General features: G+C 44.7%; 12 protein-coding genes. 5 read left to right on the top strand and 7 right to left on the bottom strand.

The annotated features are described in order from the left end of the window. Positions 1-83: 83 nt before the first annotated feature. Entirely contained in the window at positions 84-1,202 is a 1,119-nt protein-coding gene (locus tag FD12_RS03995; protein WP_056981807.1) for an aminotransferase, read from the bottom strand. A gap of 344 nt (positions 1,203-1,546) precedes the next feature. Between FD12_RS03995 and FD12_RS03990 the strand changes: the two genes are divergently transcribed. Then, complete coding sequence (locus FD12_RS03990; RefSeq protein ID WP_056981804.1) at positions 1,547-1,954, top strand: Spx/MgsR family RNA polymerase-binding regulatory protein; 408 nt, start codon at positions 1,547-1,549, stop codon at positions 1,952-1,954. Positions 1,955-2,279: 325 nt separating this feature from the next. Here FD12_RS03990 and FD12_RS03985 read toward each other — a convergent pair whose 3' ends face one another. Continuing rightward, complete coding sequence (locus tag FD12_RS03985) at positions 2,280-4,445, bottom strand: YhgE/Pip domain-containing protein (protein WP_056981803.1); 2,166 nt, start codon at positions 4,443-4,445, stop codon at positions 2,280-2,282. Positions 4,446-4,574: 129 nt separating this feature from the next. Between FD12_RS03985 and FD12_RS03980 the strand changes: the two genes are divergently transcribed. Both FD12_RS03980 and FD12_RS03975 read left to right on the top strand, forming a co-directional pair. Continuing rightward, positions 4,575-5,267, top strand: a complete 693-nt coding sequence (locus FD12_RS03980; RefSeq protein ID WP_054746955.1) for a hypothetical protein — start codon at positions 4,575-4,577, stop codon at positions 5,265-5,267. A gap of 30 nt (positions 5,268-5,297) precedes the next feature. Beyond that, complete coding sequence (locus FD12_RS03975) at positions 5,298-7,448, top strand: YhgE/Pip domain-containing protein (RefSeq protein ID WP_225427357.1); 2,151 nt, start codon at positions 5,298-5,300, stop codon at positions 7,446-7,448. A gap of 140 nt (positions 7,449-7,588) precedes the next feature. Here FD12_RS03975 and ppx read toward each other — a convergent pair whose 3' ends face one another. Genes ppx through FD12_RS03960 form a run of 3 tightly spaced genes read right to left on the bottom strand, consistent with a single transcriptional unit; the run spans position 7,589 to position 12,254 of the window. Beyond that, a complete protein-coding gene (ppx, locus tag FD12_RS03970) occupies positions 7,589-8,536 on the bottom strand; it encodes an exopolyphosphatase (RefSeq protein WP_056981801.1) in 948 nt (315 codons plus the stop codon). Beyond that, positions 8,536-10,716 (bottom strand): RNA degradosome polyphosphate kinase, encoded by a 2,181-nt coding sequence (locus FD12_RS03965; RefSeq protein ID WP_056981799.1) that lies wholly within the window; start codon positions 10,714-10,716, stop codon positions 8,536-8,538. Before FD12_RS03965 ends, ppx begins: the two co-directional genes overlap by 1 nt. Then, positions 10,713-12,254 (bottom strand): Ppx/GppA phosphatase family protein, encoded by a 1,542-nt coding sequence (locus tag FD12_RS03960; RefSeq protein ID WP_056981796.1) that lies wholly within the window; start codon positions 12,252-12,254, stop codon positions 10,713-10,715. The genes FD12_RS03965 and FD12_RS03960 overlap by 4 nt, the downstream gene beginning before the upstream one ends. Before the next feature lie 216 nt (positions 12,255-12,470). On the opposite strand from FD12_RS03960, the gene FD12_RS03955 reads away from it, so the two are divergent. After that, positions 12,471-13,334, top strand: a complete 864-nt coding sequence (locus FD12_RS03955) for an aldo/keto reductase (protein ID WP_054747004.1) — start codon at positions 12,471-12,473, stop codon at positions 13,332-13,334. A 175-nt stretch (positions 13,335-13,509) separates the two neighbouring features. Further along, positions 13,510-15,348 carry a heavy metal translocating P-type ATPase gene (locus tag FD12_RS03950; RefSeq protein ID WP_056981794.1) on the top strand — a complete coding sequence of 613 codons (1,839 nt, stop codon included), beginning with the start codon at positions 13,510-13,512 and terminating at the stop codon, positions 15,346-15,348. A gap of 268 nt (positions 15,349-15,616) precedes the next feature. On the opposite strand, the gene aguA is transcribed toward FD12_RS03950, so the two are convergent. Together aguA and FD12_RS03940 are read right to left on the bottom strand one after the other, a co-directional pair. After that, entirely contained in the window at positions 15,617-16,693 is a 1,077-nt protein-coding gene (gene aguA, locus FD12_RS03945) for an agmatine deiminase (RefSeq protein WP_371862800.1), read from the bottom strand. A gap of 116 nt (positions 16,694-16,809) precedes the next feature. Next, the gene (locus tag FD12_RS03940) at positions 16,810-17,502 is read right to left on the bottom strand and encodes an ABC transporter ATP-binding protein (protein WP_056981790.1); all 693 of its coding nucleotides are present in this window, start codon (positions 17,500-17,502) and stop codon (positions 16,810-16,812) included.

Below are 17,502 nucleotides of genomic sequence, written 5' to 3'. Positions count from 1 at the left end.
AACCAATTATTCCTGATTTTGGAATAATTGGTTCTTTTCGTTAAATTCTGGGATCAAAACGCCTATTCCCAGTCTCAAACTGCCTAATCGTATTGCCTCAAAAATTCAGACAATCGCTTCAACCCCTCTTTCAAGGTTGCCTCATCAGCGCAATATCCCAAACGCACATGGCCAGGCATATCAAAGCGGCTTCCGGGAACCAGTAAGACGCCCTGCTCCTGCAACAATTGGACACAAAACGATTCAATGTCTTCTGGAATATCCAGCTTTGGAAATGAGGTTGACACCGCTTGGGGCATCACAACACTTGCCCGTGGTTCAGAATCAATCCAGTCTTTATAGATATTCAAATTATTCAGGACAAGCTGGCGATTGCGGGCTAAGACTTTATCACGATGTTTCAAAATGTAAGTCGCCATCAAGTCATTAAATACCCCACAGCAGATCATTGTGTAGTCCCGATACTTTCGGAATCGATCGGCGAGTTCATGATTGCTGGCCGTCCAGCCCACTCGAATGCCGGGCATCGAATACGTCTTCGAAAGCGAATTTGTCGCGATCCCTTTATCGTAAAGATCGACAATCGAAGTGAAGTTTTCGGGGTGATCCAATGGCAAATAAACCTCATCAACCAATACATAAGCCCCAACCTCCTCGGCAAGCGCGACTACCTGTTTTAAGAAGGCCTCATCGAGCAGGGTGCCGGTTGGATTGTTGGCATTATTCAAGCAAATCAGCTTCGTATCCGGACGAATTAATGATTTAAGTTCGGCAATATCCGGATACCAATCCTTATCTTCACGAATATGCCAGAAGTCCACCTCTGCGCCCAATGACTTCGGAATGTCATATAACTGCTGATAAGATGGATATTCTGAAATAACATGGTCACCAGGTTCCACCAGCGCATACAACGCTAAGTGGTTTGCCCCCGTGGCCCCATTAGTTTGCAAAACATTATCCGGATCAACGTGTTTGTATAATTTACTGACTTCAGCCTTAAAATCAGGTGAGCCTTCAATCCAACCGTAATTCATTTTTTGGCTGTTCAGCAGGTCATAAAAACTCGCGCCATCATTGCCATCAAGGGCCAGGGCTTCTGCCATCGTCATTGACGAAATTGTACTTTGCGAAATATCATAAGTGGCCGACTTTTCCCACTTATTTAACCATTCTTCAACACCAAAACCAGCGATTTTCATATCATTTTTGCTCCTTACTAAAGTCACTTTTTGTCAGTATTTATTATGAAATTCTTAAATTTACGGTACAACTTTTACTCGTCAAAATACCAGTTATATCAAGGGTTATCAAACCCATACCAGAATCCTTCATATTTATTTTTTCTTATATTCATGATAAGATAAATGTGGGGATAGAGGCTAAACTTGTCACATGATTCACTGCCTCTATATTGTTGAAACGTGTTCCAAAGGGCTGATTCTTACCGTGTAACCAACTCGCTTTACTATTCAAGTCAGTTACCCTCCGAGATCACAGCACCCTTTGCCACACTCTCACCGGTTTGCCAAGGGAGATGGTTCTTATGTTGAACTTACTGGTAGCACCTAGCAGCTCTTCTAGTCGTCAGGCTCGCCAATGGCTTATCGACCATGGGATCGAGTTCAAGGAAAGAAACCTTGCCCGCAGGCCGCTAAACGCCGATGAGATTAAGAAACTTCTTCGATTAACAGAAAACGGGACGATGGACCTCATTTCCACCCGTTGTAACGCTTACCACAAATTAAAAGTTGATATCGATGATTTAACTGTATCACAGTTAGTCGATCTAATGGTAAAAAATCAGGATCTAATCCGCCGCCCAATGATGTACAACGATGAACAACTTCAAGTTGGCTTCAGCGAGGATGATATCAGAAGCTTTTTACCACGTGAAGTAAGAAGAGAAAATCTCAAGGCATTGATGAATAATCAGGTTGGCGCGCAAGTGTAGTTCGATCATTATTGGGTGTGGAATGAATAAACGAGTTGCTGTTGAAAAGATTGAGAAGGCTTTTAATTTCAGAGATTGGAACAATAGGCGATTTGATCCCAGAATTTAAGTGAAAAAAGTAATGCATTCTGGTTTTGGAATGCATTACTTTTTTGCTTAAATGGCCGGGATCAGCCGTTTGTCGCAAATTTTATCAATATAAGAAAGAAAAAACCAAGTTACCCTTATAAACTCTTTACCAACTAATTTCCCAGCCGCTTTCACTTAAATAATCAAGGCTTTAGTTTAATTTGGCCGCCTACAGGTTAGACCTGCTTCGATAAGGTCATTGGCCAATTCCGCTTCTCACAAAATCGCCTAACAGTCGATCGGTCACTCGTTTTAGTGACTTCTTGAGGAACAAACCGATTAACAATCCGCCGATCAGCATACATATCAAGACCGAAAAGTCGACAATAACCGTTCCAACATTTGGACCACCGATCGCTTCCCGGAAGCCGCTGACGCTATATGAAAACGGAAAAATTGGCTGCATGATCCTAAAAATCAGTGGGTTCAACTGGACTGGATACATGGCGCCACTGCCGGCCAACTGAACGGCCACCATCATGACTGCTAGGGCCTTTCCCAGGTTGCCAAACACCGACGCCATCGTGTAAACAATCACCGAGAACGTCAGTGATGTCACCACCCCGACCATCAGCATTAAGAACAAACTTTCCACGTGAACGTGCAGGATAAAGACGGTCGTCAAAATAATAATGACTGTTTGAATCATTGATAAGGTGTTAAACAGTAACATTTTACCAATATATTCTTCTCGAGGCTTTAAATTCTTAAACTTATGGTATTTGGGCACGCTGGTATGGAGGACCGCCACCAACATGGCACACCCAACCCAAATTGACAAAGCCATATAAGTCGGCGAAAAGGCAGATCCAAATGTGCTCACCGGATAGATATTTTCATCCTTCACATTAAAGGGTTCAGCCAAGGCATTTCCCATCAACTTGGGGTTGTTTTGCAAAACACTGATGATATCCGCAATATTATTGTCCGAGGTCAGCTTCAATTGATTGCTGGCATTCAGAATCACGTCTTTGTACTGCAACAACTGATTCTCCAGCTTGCCAGTCGAATCACCAATCAGCTGATTACCCCGAATAACGGTATCCAAAGATTTTTCGTTTAAATTGCGGACTTTTTTAACATCACTCAAGATGCCGGCCGTCCGATTGGTAGTTGAATTCAATTGCCGCTGAATGGCGTTCAGATCATTATGAACGTGATTATTGTATTGCTGCAATGAGCCATTGAGCTTCGCCATTGTCGAATAAGCATGGTTCACAACGCGTTGTTGAGCACCAGCATTGACCGTACTCCCAGAATTCAACCCTCGCTTCAATGCCGTGACCTGTTGATGTTGCGTATTCAACAGCTGTTCAACACTGGTTAAGCTGTTAATCAAGTTAGTGACTGAAGTTGTTGGGTGACTTTTGTTAACCGTCTTTAAGTACGATATCAACGGGGTTAGCTGTCCTCGCACCAAATTAATTTGGGCAACCATCTTGCCGGCCAAATTGTTAACCTGGCTGCGGTTATGAGCTGCGCTGGCCGCACTCAATTGTTTCGATAAGGTAGCCAATCGCTTGGCATTGGCCTGGGCACCTTTTAATTCTGTGCCAACGTTATTAAATGACCGATTCACCGATTGATCAATTGAGTTGATCAGTTCGCCATTGGTTGAGCCGATTGTCCCGGCCACATTGACGTTCTGTGAGGCAGAAATCACCGGCTTTAATTCTGAAAAAGCCATCGCCAAACTGTTGGAGGTATCACTGATATCCCCAAGAGACCCGGTTGCCAATTCCATGCTGTCACCAAGAGAAATGATCAAATCCTTCAGGTTCAAAATTTCAGCTTGCTTGCTGCTGGCTTTATCACCCGCCACATTTAAATAGGAAAAGATGGTCGCGTTGACTTGATACACAAACTGCTTTTTGACCGTACTAACCAGTGTTTTGGCTGCTGTTTCAGTAATCTTATCTCCCATTGGGCTGGATTTGGTATTGGCAGTATAATTGATTTGAGCCTTTGTTGGGTTACTGGACGTGATACTCGTCAGATCTGCAGAAAAATTGCTGGGAATTTCGACTTCCGCATAGTATTTGCCAGCCCGCAACTTGGTTTTGGCTGTCTTGGAATCAACGAAGCGCCAACCAATTTGGTGATTTTGTTTCATATTCGCGACAATTTTATCACCAAAGTTAAACTGCTTTCCCTGCAGCTTAGCGCCCTGATCGTTATTCACCACCGCCACTGGAATTCGGCTAACCTCTTGGGTATTGTATGGGTTCCAGAGTGCCTTGACGTTGACCAGTGTATACAGACACGGGAGCACACAGAGCGCCGTAATTGTCAGCAATGCCGCCTTGTATTTGAAAATTGATTTTAAGTCCCGTTGATAAATAAGCTTGATGTTCTTAACCATAATTTGTACCCCAAAATCTGAATAACCGGTTTTTTTCTTCACGAAAATGCATTACAATGATAATAACGCGTCTATTAACCATTAACAATAGTTAACCAATACATTTTTACTTCCAAGGAGATTTTACAGATGAAACGTTCATTAATCAAATCATTGCTGATCGGCCTGCTCGTTATTGCCGGGATCAGCCTATCACAGTCGACTCCCACTGCTGCCAAATCCAAAGCCGCCAAAGTAACCAGTTCCAAAACTTTGACCAAGGATCCGTACCGGGCAGTCAGCGGTTATATGTATACCTCTGCCAAATTAACGAAAAAAGCTCACAATGCCGACAATTACCCATTGACCACATTTTATACCTATAAGTCAGCAAACATTACCCGTGCAAATGGCAACAAAGCAGTTTATTATTATGTGAAGAATGGTAATGGCAAGGTCAAGGGCTGGATTTGGCGGGGTCATTTAGTTCGGATGCTGAATGTGTCCAAGCAACGCCAACAAGTCAACCAAATCATTGGCCTGATTGACACGCTATCAATTAACAACAAGAATCAGTTGATTTCAATTCTCGAATCCATGAACCGGACAAATACCATCACTGATTTACTCAATCAACTGAGTGATCTCAAGAATTCGATTAGTAACAACGACGACATTGCCAAGCTCAATGAAATCATCCAGATGATCAAGTCTGACGGGCAGGAACTCAACTATTTATTTAGCCAAGGGATTAATAAACTCTATCCAAAGGTCGTGGCCATTCACAACCTGAATGACAAGGTGTTTGCCCTCGCCCAAGGATTGCTCGATCGTCTGAATTAATGAGGACTCAATTTTTCTATGAGAACAATATTGACCTTAATTACACGTGACTTTAAACGAATTTTTCACAGCCGGCCGGTATGGATTACCCTGCTGGCTTTTTGTCTGATCCCAGCGATTTACGCGATTCCTAATATCAAAGCTTCCTGGGATCCATACTCCAAAGCAAATACCAGTCGACTCCCGATCGCTGTGGTCAACGGCGACGAAGGCAGCACCGTTAATGGTCGATCAATTGATGTTGGGAAACAAATTGTCGGTCAACTCAAGAAGAGTCAAGACATCCATTGGGTCATCACCAACAGCTGGCAAGGCAATAACGGCCTTGACCAAGGAAAATATTATGCCCTAATCGAGATTCCAACCGATTTTTCAAGTAAATTAGGAACGCTGGTCACCACGAATCCCCAAAAGCCAAATATCGTTTACAAATCAAATGAGAAGTTGAACCCGGCAGCCACTAAGATCACTGGTCAAGCCAAAGACACATTGACTGAGCAGGTTCGGGATAATTTTATCAAGATCAGCAGTAAGGCGGCTTTGAAAGAAATGAATGCTGCCGGCGAAAAGCTGGATACCCACAAACCGCAAATTTTGGAAATTCGATCATCCTTACTCAATGCGATTAAGACTATTAAGAAAACTCAAGGCTACCTTGGACGGGTCAATGGCGATTCAAAAGACATGCAACAGTATTTGAAGACCGTCAAAACCGACTTGCCGAAAATTTCTGCGCAAATCACCGATCTTCAGCGAGTCGTCAATCATGGTAAAGCTTTAACCCGATCAACAAAAACCACTTTGGATAACGCTCGCAGTGATTTAGCAAACGGCTTAACCCAACTCCAATCAGATGGCGAGCGGCTCCAATCACTCGCGACTAATCTTGGCACTGGCGATACTTCAACTAATGGGCTGCTCAAAACTGAAATCAACCAAATGCAAAGTCTTGGAAATACCACCGTTGACCACATCAACAACGCATTACGAGTGATTGATGTGGTGAATAATATCTTGCCAAGCAACCAAACCACGTCACTCATCCGCTCACTGAGTAACGCCAAGAAAAATATTCGCCAACAACAACGAAGCCTCTCCTCGTTGAAATCCGCTGCTAACTCGGGTGCTTCTAAAAAGTCCCTTAATCACTTGGTTGCTCAGCTGTCAAAGACCGGCGACCAACTCGCTGATAACATTGATGACGCAAATTCAGCGTTCAATGATACCCTCAGTCAGAACCTGGACGACCTGGGTAACACGCTTGATACTGGCATGACCGGTGATGATCAAGTTCTAGAATCATTGCGCAGCCTAGTGCCCCAACTCAACGCGCTGGCAACTGCCGGTAATTCGATTAGTAAACTATCAATTTCGCGAGTCAACCAAATTCACAGCAGATTGGCTGAAATTCAGGACAAGTTAACCAATCTGAATGACCAAACTAAATTTATCAATGAACAAAATTTGAACCGCCTGATTAATTTACTGGGCGAAAATCCTAAAGCAGCAAGTCTCTTGTCATCGCCCATTACCCTCAAACAAGCAGATCTTTATAACATGAGCAAGTTTGGGTATGGTGTCACCCCATTTTACACGACCCTATCAATTTGGATCGGAATTTTGTTGCTGACAACGATTGTTTCCTGGAAATATCGAACCCCTAAGAATGAGCGATTCCCGAAAGCTAATATGATTGAGAAATACGTGGGCAAATTATTGCTCTACCTTTCAATTTCACTCACCCAAACCAGCTTCACCATGATTGGGGAGCTACTGATTCTTGGCATCAGGCCGGTCAGCGTTTTGGCGATGTTGGCAACCGCCTATACTGCAACAATCGTCTTTACAATCATCATGTTCACGTTGGTTTACATGTTTGGCAATGTCGGTAAGGTCATTAGCGTCTTGTTGATGATCGTCCAATTATTTGGAACAGGTGGCATTTACCCATTGGAAACCATTCCGCCATACCTGGCTGCTTTAGCGCCTTACCTGCCATTTACGTATGCAATCCAAGGATTCCGTGAAGCCATTGCCGGCCCAATCCCGGCGGTTTTCTGGCATTCGTTGCTGATCCTGGCACTGTTTGCAGTTGGGTTCTTGCTGATCGCGCCATTGAGACGAGTGTTCCAGAAGCCAATCAGCGAATTGGAAGAAGGCTTCCATAGTTCCAAGCTGTAAGTGAACGTCAATCAAAAAAGGAGGTTAGACATTTTTGTCCAACTTCCTTTTTTGGTGATGGTGAGATTGGAACCGTTTCTTAAATCGTCACGCGGAGACGGGGTTTCCCCTTCGACATTTTGACTTCCGACGTTTCCGCTTCACTCACTTTTTTCAACATTTTCCTTAATCAAACTGTGGAGCTTCTCAAATAGAATTCCTTCCCGCAAGCCACTTGTTGAGAATGTAATTCGATCGGAATCCAAGTAATTCATCAACAACACTGCTGGGATCAAGCCACCAATAATGATGTCTGCCCGGTCCTTGCTGATGCCAGGCACCTTTTTGCGCTCTTCGAGATTCTCGCCGAGCATTCGTTGGAAGGTATCGTTGACTTGGTCATCCCTCAGTTGATAACCATGAATGTCATCAGTATCCAATAAATTGTTGTAACGCCGATTAATCTTGGCAAGGGTCCGATTACTGCCACCCAAACCAATAATTGGTAAATTAATCCCGTTTTTCAGCCACCAAACATTCTGAAACATTTTCTCGACATACATGACTGCTTTAAAGAATTCTTGGGCAGATACTTCATCAGCTAATGCAAATTTGGATGATAAAGTTACTGACCCAACCGGAATGCTAATCAAGTTGGTGACCCGCCCATTTTGAACGAGAATAATTTCTGCGCTGGCACCACCCGTATCGATAATGACCGAGTTCGTGGCTGGCAAGGTTTCACTGACGCCCACATAATCATAATAGGCCTCTTGTGAACCCGAGATCACTTCAAGATCAATGCCGAGATCATTCTTAACACGTTTCAAAAATTGCTTCTGGTTAGTGGCTTGCCGAACTGCCGCGGTGGCAACCGCCTTAATCGTTAAATGGTCCAATTTGGAATAAACGTCCTTAAATCCCTTTAAGGCAGCCATTGTCCGTTCAATCGCATCAGGCTGGAGAATCTTCTCAACTCCCATATTTTCAGAAAGGCGGACGTAGTCTTTCATTTGCGTAACAGTTTGGTAGGTCGCATCTTTACCAATTTGACTGATTGTCATCCGCACCGAGTTGGAGCCTAAATCGATTACAGCAAAATTTTCCATTACTGATTGTCACTCCCATCATCGTCATCGTTAAATGGATCGGGTTGGTTTTGAGGACTTAACATTGGTTGGAACTGAGCGCCACCTTTAGGTCGGTGAGAACTCTGTTGCGCTTTAGCGAGCTTAGTTGCTTGAGCTGCAAAGTATTCCTGAGAATCAAGTGGTGCGCGGCCCCGACGATCAACGCGGTTATAAACACCATCTTTATCCAACGTTCGCGTCTTAACATTATCCGTCCACATTGTCTCATAAATCGCGACAACCCGCTTAGCCAAGTCTGGCTGCAGCACTGGAAAGAGCTGTTCAACCCGCCGGTTCAGATTCCGAGTCATCAAATCGGCGCTGGAAAGATAGACCTGCTGATCGCCGTCAAAGTTAAACAAATAAATCCGACTGTGTTCCAAGAAACGGCCAACAATCGAATGAACCGTAATGTTCTCGCTGACCCCGGGAATTCCCGTCTTCAGGCAGCAAATCCCTCGAACAATCAGATCAATTGCCACGCCGGCTGCAGAAGCCTCATAAAGTTTAGCAATCATATCTTGATCAGACAAAGAGTTCATTTTCATTTGAATGTGGACGGGGCGGTCAGCTTTAACGTACTTAATTGCCTCATCCAAGCGATCCATGATAAAGTCACGAATGCCATGAGGGGAAATGTGCAGTTGATGGAAATATGGCGGTCTGGAATACCCGGATAACATATTAAAGATATTCGTGACATCAATCCCGATGTCATTGTTGCAGGTTAGCAAGCCTAAGTCCGTATAGAAATGAGCAGTCACGTCGTTATAGTTACCGGTTCCCATATGAATGTAGCGCCGGATGCCATTTTCTTCCCGGCGAACGACCAGCGATAATTTGGAGTGGGTTTTTAACCCAACCAGGCCATAAATAACATGACACCCCATTTTTTCAAGCTGCCGAGCCCAATGAACGTTGTTTTCCTCATCGAATCGAGCCTTTACTTCAACCAATACAGTCACTTGTTTGCCGTTTTGAGCAGCTCGACCCAAGTATTTGATGATTGGTGAATCGCCCGATACCCGATACAGGGTCATTTTAATGGCCAAAACTTCTTTGTCAATTGATGCCTGACGGATGAATTCCACGACCGAATCAAATTTATCATAAGGGTGTTGCATCAGCCAATCGTGTTCCTTGATGGCATCAAAAATATTATGATCGGAATTGAGTTCTTCTGGTTGATAAGCCGTAAATGGCGGATACTTCAAGTCGTCGTGACCAACCACAGCACTGGCCAATTTATTCAGGAACGTCAAGTCAATGGGTCCATTAACCTCATAAACGGAATCTTCTTCGGTTTGGAGTTCTTTGACGAGCCGTTTACGGAGTTTCTTGCTGATATTCGAATCCACTTCCAAGCGGATGACTTGACCGTGTTCCCGAAGTTTAAGCTGTTGCTGGACTTTTTTAAGCAAGTCCGAAGTATCTTCCTCGGCCACATCCAAATCCATATCTCGAATGACCCGGAACGTGGAAACTTCCTTAATGTCATAGTTGATGAACAGCTGATTGACGAAGCGTTTAATGATTTCTTCAATCAAGATAAAGTCATTTGGCGCACCCGGCAAACGAACCACCCGCGGAAAGATGCTTGGTACCTGCAGAGTAGCATAAAGCGTTTTGCCATCCTCATCGTCATTTTTAGTAATTCTCAAGGACAAGTTCAGAGAATCATTACTGATAAATGGAAACGGCCGTGAACTGTCATCAGCCATCGGCGTCAACACTGGATAGAGTTCATCATGAAAGTAGCCCTTGATGAATTGAAACTGCTTGTCATTGAGCTCATCAAGACTAAGCAGATGAATGCCAACTTGGTTAATGGCAGGCAATAAGGATCGATTTAAAGTACTGTACTGCTTAATCAGCATATCATGTGATTTGTCGTTAACGGCCTTCAATTGTTGGGCTGGCGTTAATCCTGAAGCATCGGTGCCTTCATACTTAACCTCAGTTAGCTTAGCAAGTGACGCCACCCGAACCATGAAAAATTCATCAAGATTACTCTGGGTGATCCCTAGGAATTTCACTCGTTCCAGCAACGGATTTACCTTATCTCGAGCTTCATCTAATACTCGGTAATTAAAATCCAACCAGCTGAGTTCGCGGTTTGTATAATAATGGGGATCTTTGAAATCTACTTTTGAACTCATTTCGTTTTCACGCTCCTTTGTTTCAAGATAGCTTTAAATCCATAGGCTTCCGTGAAGAATTGGCTCTTTGAATTAAATATCCAATTTTCATAGGCCAGGTTTGAATTGCTATAAACGGTAATAATGACCTTTGGTGCCCGAACGGAGACCGAGATCTTCTTGATCTTTTGCTGGCGGTCATCGTCCAAGGCATCAGCCAGCCGCAAAATTGCAGCCAACTTGGAAATCAGTCGCCGATTTTCGGCAGAAATGTGCTGAAAGTGACTAAGATCTTCACTCGGGGTCGTCGAGCTGTGGTAACGGGCAATTGCCGCGATGGTGCGCCGTTCAATGTCTGACAGGCCAATGATATCGGAGTGCTGAATGATATATTCAGAATGTAAATAATGCTCATGAATGCCAATGTAGTTACCAACATCATGTAAAATCGACGCCACTTGGAGTAATACCCGCTCGCGATTGCCTAACTTATGCAACGGCTTCAGCTGATCAAACAGGTGTAGGGCAAACTTGGTAACCAATTGCTGATGCACCGGTTCAACACCATAATGAATCGCCAAATTGTTGGCCATGATGATTGTTTGTGGGACAAAGTCAAGCTTGGAATAGCCTTCCCGAACCGCCTCACTGTTAACCAAGCCGTCAACGACACTGGAATTGGAAAAGCCAATTTCGGTTGCGTTGGTTAGCCGAATAACCCGCCGAATTAACAACAACTCCGGTAAAATAAGCGGGACGTATTCTTCATCAACATGTAATTCTTCAACGACGTATTGATCCGAAGAGTCCACCAACTTATCAATCAACTCATTGAATTCATCAACGGTCAAATTTTTTCGGGGATCCCCCAAGTAATTGTCAATCATCTGCTTAAGCGGCAAGGTTCCCAGTAAAATAATCTTACTGGGAGCTGGATCTTGAACAACACTGGATGGATTGCCGATATAAAAATCATTTAATTTACTATCGATATAATCATTCAAGAGCCCAATTGAGTTAGGGGCCGTTTGGCGGAGGCTTTGCAGGTCTTCGGCAATTTTAATTGGTCCCAAGGCAAAATTAGTGGACGACACAAATTGGCCGCTATCAAATTCTGTAATGGCCGTATTTCCCGAGGTAATCCCAACCAAAAAAACAGTTTTCTGATGATTATCTTCATCCTGAGTTAACTTAACGGAGATCTTCTGATTGCGATAATATGTTTCTTCACTGGTTGAAAGCCATTGGATATTCAAGCCCGTATGGAGAAACAATTGATCAGCAATGAAATCGGCGTTAATCGACTCTGACAAGGCTTGACTGCCCCATAGTTTATAATTGGTTACCCCATAATCGTTTAAAATCTGCACAAAACCGGTTAAAGCCTCGGATACCCGCTCGACTGAATCAAAACTCACTGGTTTATCTTGATACACATCGTCACCGAGATTGATATCTTTCTTCACTCGTTCCAAAGCCTTGAAATTCTTCAAATTCACAATCAATAGTTCCAAGCCGGAAACATTTACAATAATTGCTCCAAAGTATTTGCCTGCCATATTATCATCCTCTACACGCGTTACCACGGTTGTGGGGCCGCCAATATTATTATCAAAGCTAGTATACAATAATTCTAATGGTCAGGTTTGCTAAGCGCGTCTGTTTTTGAAGTTTACAAAACTTTTACAAAGTGAAACGATTTAAAATTAAATTTAATTTAATTTCTGACTATAATGGAGATGGATCATACTCTTTACATGAAAGAAGTGGAAATAATGGCAGAACTGAATGCAGCAAATTCTGGTACTTATCAATTTGATGATCAGTTTAAAATTAATCGGTTAGGATACGGCACCATGCAACTCACCGGGCCGGGAACCTGGGGGCCATACAAGGATTGGAATCAAGCCGTGAGTGTCGTTGAACACGCGACTGAACTTGGGGTTAATTTCTTTGATACCGCTGATTCTTACGGCCCGTGGTTTGCTGACCACTACTTGGCAGCTGGCCTGAAGAAGGCAGCCAACCGCGATCAAATTTTCATTTCGGATAAAGTTGGTCAAACTCGGCAAGGCCCAAGCATTTGGACGCCCCATGGTGAGCCTGGCTACCTTCGTCAACAAGTTGAAGTTTCAATGATGACGTTGGGGCTTGACCATGAAGACCTGCTGTTCTTGCATCGAATTGATTCGCATTTCCCAGTAGCTGAACAAGTTGGGGAACTCAAAAAGATGCAGGATGAAGGCAAAATTAAGCACATCGGCCTCAGCCAAGTCACCGTTGAAGAGATCAAAGAAGCGCAGAAATACGCTAAGATTGATGCGGTTGAGAACCTCTATAATGTCGCCAACCACAAAGACGACGATGTGGTGGACTACTGTGAATCCCAGCATATGGCCTTCGTTCCTTGGTTCCCGCTCAACACCGGTAAACTAGTCGGCGCTAACAGCCCACTCAGCAACATCGCTAAGAAATACAATGTTTCTGAAGCCCAGATTGCCTTAGCTTGGTTGTTAAAACGCTCACCAAATATTCTTCCAATTCCAGGAACCAGTTCAATTCAACATTTGGAAGATAATGTGGCGGCAGCCAACGTTGATTTGAGTGACGCAGATTTCAACCAACTCAGTCAATTGTGAGTCAGTAGCATGATTTAACATCACTTAAAACAAGCAGCTTGATGGCCAAAAGTAACATGGCCAGCAAGTTGCTTGTTTTAGTATGCTCATTTAATTTCAAAGTCAGTCCCTTAATTGGACTCTCTAGTTTAGAATTGTTATAATCTAGATAAGAAGAAAAATGGGAGGTTTCGCTATGAGTAAATTAACAAATTATATGCGATTGACCAGCGTCCTCGTCGTTGGCTTGATTTCGCTCATCCTTGAATTTGGCCTAAAATTGCCGCTTTATTCACAAATTGTCATTTCAACGATGGGCTCACTGATCGCACTCTTGATGTTTATCGACATGGTGAAAACGCTCCGGTCTGGTAAATTCGGTGTTGATCTGCTGGCAATCACAGCCGTTATCGCGACCATTGCCGTTGGCGAGTATTGGGCAGCCTTAATCGTGCTGTTGATGCTGACAGGTGGCGATACCCTGGAAGATTATGCTGCCAACAAGGCAAATTCTGAATTACAATCATTGCTTGAAAATTCGCCGCAATCCGCACATTTGATGCAGGGTGACAAAATCGTGGATGTTAAAATTGACCAAGTCAAAGTTGGCGATCGCATCGTGGTGAAGCCCGGTGAAGTGATCCCAGTTGATGGGACGATTACTCAAGGAACCACGACCGTTGACGAAGCTTCTCTAACCGGGGAATCCCGGCCAATTGACAAAGCAGTCGGTGAGGCGGTCATGTCCGGTGCCGTCAACGGTGATCATTCATTTGACATGATTGCTGATAAGACCGCGGATGAAAGTCAATATCAGAATATTATTCGACTGGTTAAACAAGCGGAAAGTACGCCCGCTCATTTTGTGAGAATGGCTGACCGTTATGCAGTTCCGTTCACGATTCTGGCTTACTTAATTGCCGGAATTGCCTGGTACGTTTCAAAGGATCCGGTTCGCTTTGCCGAAGTGCTGGTTGTCGCCTCCCCCTGCCCGCTGATTTTAGCGGCGCCAATTGCTTTAGTGTCAGGGATGAGCCGTGCCAGTCGAAACGGCATTATCGTTAAAAGTGGGACAATTATCGAAAAACTCGCGAATGCCAGAACCTTTGCCTTTGATAAGACCGGCACCATCACCAAGGGACATTTAACCGTTGATGAGGTTTTTGCAACAGCCGGTTACACCAAAGATCAAGTGCTCTCATTGGCGGCCGGAGCTGAACAGCAATCCAGTCATATTTTGGCGCGGTCATTAGTTGCCGCCACCCCGGATAACATCCCCACCGCAACCAACGTGGAGGAGACCACTGCTGAAGGCGTCCAAGCAACCATTGATGGCAAACTCATCAGAGCTGGAAAACCAGCGTTCGTTTCCAATGACCCAATTAAGGCAATCGACAAAACGACCGTCTACGTGTCCGTTGACGGCCATTACGTCGGCTCCGTGTCCTTCTCGGATGAATTGCGCCCAGAAGCTAAGACTGTGATGGACGAATTGCACGGCATGGGAGCTAGTCAAATTATGATGATCTCTGGAGATCGGCAATCCATCGCAGAAGACATTGCCAAACGAGTGGGGATCGACAAGGTTTATGCTGATCGGCTCCCCCAGGAAAAAATTGATGTGATCAAAAAAGTTGAGAAAAAATTACGCCCAGTTGTCATGGTTGGCGACGGCGTTAACGACGCGCCATCCCTCGCATTGGCAGATGTGGGCATTGCCATGGGGGCTCACGGAGCAACCGCAGCAAGTGAATCCGCGGACGCCGTTGTTCTGAAAGACGATTTAAGCTTAGTTAGTAAAGCCGTTAACATCTCCAAGGGGACCATGACAGTTGCCAAAGAATCCGTATTGATTGGGATTGCAATCTGTACAATCCTAATGTTGATTGCCAGCTTTGGGGTGATTCCGGCAATCATCGGGGCTCTTTTCCAGGAAGTTGTTGATACGGTCACAATCCTTTGGGCATTACGAGCTCGTAGCGATAAACGAACCGTGAAGATGAAGCCGAGTGGGACATCCCAAGCCTTTGGTTAGTCGTCGGAGATTGGGACGAAAGGCGTTTTGATCCCAGAATTTAAGTGAAAAAAGTAATGCATTCTGGTTTGTGGAATGCATTACTTTTTTTGCTTAAATGGCAGGGATCAGCCGTTTGTCGCAGGTTTTATCAATGTAAGAAGGGCAAGCCAAGCTGCATTTATAAACGCTTTTCTTAATATCTTGCATTACTTTTTGGCTTAAATGGCAGGGACCAGCCGTTTGGCGCAAGTTTTATTAATGTAAAACCAATTTGCTGACTAATGGCTCAACGCTCTGGTACCTGTTGGGTGATGCAGTGAATGTTGCCACCGCCAAGAATAATTTCCCTGGCTGCCACCCCAACCACTTCTCGATCAGGATACAAGCGCTGCAGGGTCTCCTTGGCTCGCTGATCGTTTGGGTCATCAAACATTGGGAAGACAAGCCCACCATTGGCCGTATAGTAATTCACATAACTGGCAGCTAAGCGATCACCGGCCTTTCTCGGGAGGGTTCCGGCCACTGCATCAACGCCCTCACTTTCGGCTTCAGTAATCGTCACTGGGGTGGGTAAATAAAGCTTCTCCACTTGAATTCGCCGGCCCTGGGCATCCGTTGAATGAGCTAAAATATCGGCGTTTTCCTTTGAAATTTCATATTGGGGATCAGTAGGATCATCCGTCCACGCCAAAGCCACGACACCGGGCTTCACAAAGTTGGCAATGTTATCAACGTGGCCGTTGGTTTCGTCGTGATAAATACCACGCTTTAACCAAATCACCTTGGTCACCCCTAAAGATTGCTTCAAAATCGTTTCAATCTGCCCTTTAGACAATTCCGGATTGCGACCCTTTGAGAGCAGACACTCCTCGGTCGTGATCAAGGTGCCTTGGCCATCAACGTGGATTGACCCGCCTTCCAAAACGAAGTCAGCCAATCGATACCGGTCGACCTGCGCCAATTCGGTGATCTTCTGGGCAACGCGATCGTCCTTGTCCCAAGGGAAATACAAGCCATCCACGAGGCCGCCCCAAGCATTGAACTGCCAATCAACGCCTCTTAGCTCACCTTCATCGTTCTTCACAAATGTCGGGCCGCAATCCCGTACCCAGGCATCATTGGTAGAAAGTTCCACCACTTCAACCTCTGGTGGTAACAAATGGCGGGCATTTAGGTACTGATCATCAGAAACCCCCATTGTCACATGCTCAAATTTGGCAATTGACTTGGCGACATTGGCAAAGGTTCGTTGCGCCGGTCTGGCCCCGTTTCGCCAATTATCCGGGCGCTGTGGCCAAAGCATATAAACCCCTTGGTGTGCTTCAAATTCAGCGGGCATTCTAAAGCCGTCTGCAGTTGGCATTGTTTGTAAAGTTCGCAATAGTTGTCATCCCTTCCGGCTGGTCAGCAATTTCTTAGTTGGCAAAATTATACCAAATTCCCCATGGCTAACAAAGGAATCCGTTCTTCCAATAACGCTTATTTGGCCGGTTGCTTATTAGTGGCTTGGGTCATTTTACCATCCATAATTTGATACGTTTTATCGGCAAATTCCATCAATCGGACATCATGAGTGACCACGACCACGGCTTTATCACGAGTTTTGGCCAACTCTTTGAACAACTTACCAACTTCAGCCACCCTGGCACTATCCAAAGCAGCCGTCGGTTCGTCTGCCAAGACAATATCTGGGTTGGCAAACAACGCCCGGGCAATGGCGACCCGCTGTGTTTGGCCACCTGACAACTCGCCAGGAAATTTGTTGGTCAAATTTTCGATACCCAGTTGCACTAGCAATTCTTTTAATTCAGCCTGATTAAGATTGCCTTGCCGCTTGACCTTGTTCACGAAGTCAAACTGCTCCTTGACTTTCAGGTAGGGCACTAAGCTGTATGATTGCAACACGAAGCCAATTTGGTTTAACCGCAGCTTATCTCGTTGAGCAGTGGACAATTTGGCCATCGATTTTCCTTCAACTGAAACTTCGCCTGAGGTCGGCGTCTGCAGGCCACCGGCAATCGTCAAGAACGTACTTTTCCCGGATCCAGATGGGCCCACCACCAAGATTAACTCACCGCGATCGGCGGAAAAATTGATATCGTGGAGCACGTGAACCTTACTGACGCCTGATCCAAAGTATTTGTTAATATTGTTAAGTTCAATTACTGACAT

It is taken from the genome of Lentilactobacillus rapi DSM 19907 = JCM 15042 (assembly GCF_001436255.1).
In the GTDB taxonomy this organism is placed as follows: domain Bacteria; phylum Bacillota; class Bacilli; order Lactobacillales; family Lactobacillaceae; genus Lentilactobacillus; species Lentilactobacillus rapi.
The sequence above is the reverse complement of the archived record's forward strand: the minus strand, read 5'-3'. Positions and strand labels throughout refer to the sequence as shown.